A 2487-nucleotide genomic window follows, 5' to 3' on the forward strand; every position below is an offset into this window, starting at 1 on the left:
AAGGTCAGGGAAATTGAGGACGCGGAAGGTGAGATACACACCGAGCGCCATCACGCCATAAATAAGGCCCAGTTCGAGCGCGCCGATCATCCGGTCTTCGGTCCTTGCCTTCGGGACGGTGCGCCCGCGGGGGCATCACGTCCGTGAACGGGAAAAGCAGTGGCTGCCGCACATCCGCGCGACAGCCACTGCATCACAGTGTTGCGATCCGTACTACTCTACGGTGGTTGCCTCGTCGAGGATCGCCTTCGGGATCTCGACGCCCATGCGCTCAGCGGCGGCCGGGTTGACCACGTAGCTCAGCTCGGCCGGCGTCTCCACCGGGGTGTCAGCCGGGTCGGCGCCCTCGAGCACCTTGATGGCCATCTCGCCGGTCTGCTTGCCGAGCTTGGTGTAGTCGATGCCGTAGGTGGCAACCGCGCCGCCCTCAACCGTGCCGGGCTCCGCGCCGATGACGGGGATCTTCGCCGTCTCAGCAACCTGGACGAGCGAGGCGATGCCCGAGACGACCATGTTGTCGGTGGGCACGTAGATCGCGTCAACGTCGCCGAGTGCCTCGGTCGCCTGGGCGATGTCGTTTGCCGTGGTCACCGTCTTCGTGACGAGCTCGAGACCCATCTCGTCAGCGACCTTCTGGGCGGCGTCGACCTGCACCTGCGAGTTGACCTCACCGGATGCGTAGACGATGCCGACCTTCTTGGCGTCGGGGTTGATGTCGGTGATGATCTCGAACTGGGTCTTCAGCGCGTCGTCGGGGACCGCGTCGACGGTGCCGGTCACGTTCGCGCCCGGCTTCTCCATCGACTCGACGAGCTCGGCCGACACGGCATCGGTGACAGCCGTGAAGAGGATCGGCTTGTCGGTGATCGCCTGAGCTGCGGCCTGCGCGGCCGGCGTGGCCACCGCGAGCACGAGGTCCAGGTCGGAGGTCGAGAAGGTCTGCGCGATGGTGACGGCGGTGGCCTGCTCGCCGTTGGCGTTCTGCTCGTCAAACGTGACCGTGTCGCCTTCGACATAGCCCGCGTCGATGAAGGCCTGCTTGAAGCCCTCGGTTGCCGCGTCGAGCGCGGGGTGCTGCACAAGCTGGCTGATGCCGATGCTGACCTTGTCGAGCGCCGCGGCATCGTCGCCGCCGGTGCTCTCGGAGGGAGCAGAGCAGGCGCTCAGCGTGAGAGCTGCCGCAGCACCGAGGCTCGCGAGCGCGAGGACGCGGCGGCGAGAAGAAATCTGTCGCATGAGTATCTGGTCCTTACAAGTTGGATCCGACGCGACAGTGCCACGGCGGACTGAATGGTTCGGCGTGAAAAGTGCCGACATCGCCATCGTAGACTGCCGCGGCACGCTGCGCGCAATCCCGCGACAGATCGTAACCGGGACGTTGCGTTTCGGCGCATTTTGCGGGGAGAAGCCCCTGATCGACACAAAAAAGCGCGCACGGCGGGACACCCGGATTACGCATCCGAGTGTCCCGCCGTGCGCGGTGCGAATTTCGCGAGGCGGCGCCTACGTGAGCAGCGCCCGATCGTCGAAGGTCGCGCCCTTGATCTTGGCGAACTCGGCGAGCAACTGCGGCACCGTGAGATGCTGCTTCTCCTCCGCCGAGGCCTGGAACACGATCCGGCCCTCGTGCATCATGATCAGTCGGTTGCCGAGCTTGAGCGCCTGCTCCATGTTGTGCGTCACCATCAGCGTCGTCAGCCCACCCTGGGCGACGATCCGCTCCGTGAGATCCGTCACCAGCGCCGCACGCTGCGGATCCAGCGCCGCCGTGTGCTCATCCAGCAGCAGGATCCGCGGCTGCGTAAACCCGGCCATCAACAACGACAACGCCTGCCGCTGCCCGCCCGACAGCAGCCCCACCTTCGCGGGGAGACGGTTCTCGAGGCCGAGTTCGAGCGATTTCAGCTCTTCGAGGAACAGCTCGCGGCGCGCCTTCGTGAGGCCCATGCTCAGGCCGCGGCGCTTGCCGCGCTGCAGTGCGAGGGCGAGGTTCTGCTCGATGGTGAGGTCGGGCGCGGTGCCCGCCATGGGGTCCTGGAACACGCGGCCCACGTAGCGTGCCCGCTGGAATTCCTTCAGCTTCGAGACGGGGTTCCCGTCGATCGTGAGCTCGCCCGTGTCCACGGTGTAGCGGCCAGCGACGGCGTTGAGCAGCGTGGACTTGCCCGCGCCGTTCGAGCCGATCACGGTCACGAAGTCGCCCTCGTCCATCTGCAGGCTGAGATCCACCAGCGCTTTGCGCTCGTTGATCGTCCCCGCGAAGAAGGTCTTGGAGATCCGGTCAATATTCAGCATCGTATTCTCCTTACCGGTCCAGCGGGACGGTCACGCCAGTGGTGGCGGAGGCGACAGGATCCGGGGCCGGATCCTGCTGCCGCTTGTTGTTTCGATCGCGCAGCGACGGCAGCTTCTTGAGGAAGCCCCAGCGCGGCAGCAACAACGCCGCCACCACCAACACCGCAGTCACCAGCTTCATATCGTTCGGGT

2 protein-coding genes and 1 pseudogene are annotated in these 2487 nt (G+C 65.7%); all 3 read right to left on the reverse strand.

The genetic code is table 11. The features are described from left to right. Positions 1–213 precede the first annotated feature (213 nt). Entirely contained in the window at positions 214–1236 is a 1023-nt protein-coding gene (locus D3230_RS15735; RefSeq protein ID WP_202345991.1) for an ABC transporter substrate-binding protein, read from the reverse strand. Between the two features lie 267 nt (positions 1237–1503). Beyond that, positions 1504–2295 (reverse strand): ABC transporter ATP-binding protein, encoded by a 792-nt coding sequence (locus tag D3230_RS15740; protein WP_202345992.1) that lies wholly within the window; start codon positions 2293–2295, stop codon positions 1504–1506. A 10-nt stretch (positions 2296–2305) separates the two neighbouring features. After that, positions 2306–2487: pseudogene (locus D3230_RS15745) on the reverse strand (ABC transporter permease); the annotation flags it as partial.

It is taken from the genome of Leucobacter chromiireducens subsp. solipictus (assembly GCF_016758195.1).
GTDB lineage: Bacteria > Actinomycetota > Actinomycetes > Actinomycetales > Microbacteriaceae > Leucobacter > Leucobacter solipictus.

Bases quoted from the DNA above. Each gene is read 5' to 3' on its own strand.
- D3230_RS15735 (WP_202345991.1), bottom strand. From the start codon at position 1,236: ATGCGACAGATTTCTTCTCGCCGCCGCGTCCTCGCGCTCGCGAGCCTC.
- D3230_RS15740 (WP_202345992.1), bottom strand. From the start codon at position 2,295: ATGCTGAATATTGACCGGATCTCCAAGACCTTCTTCGCGGGGACGATC.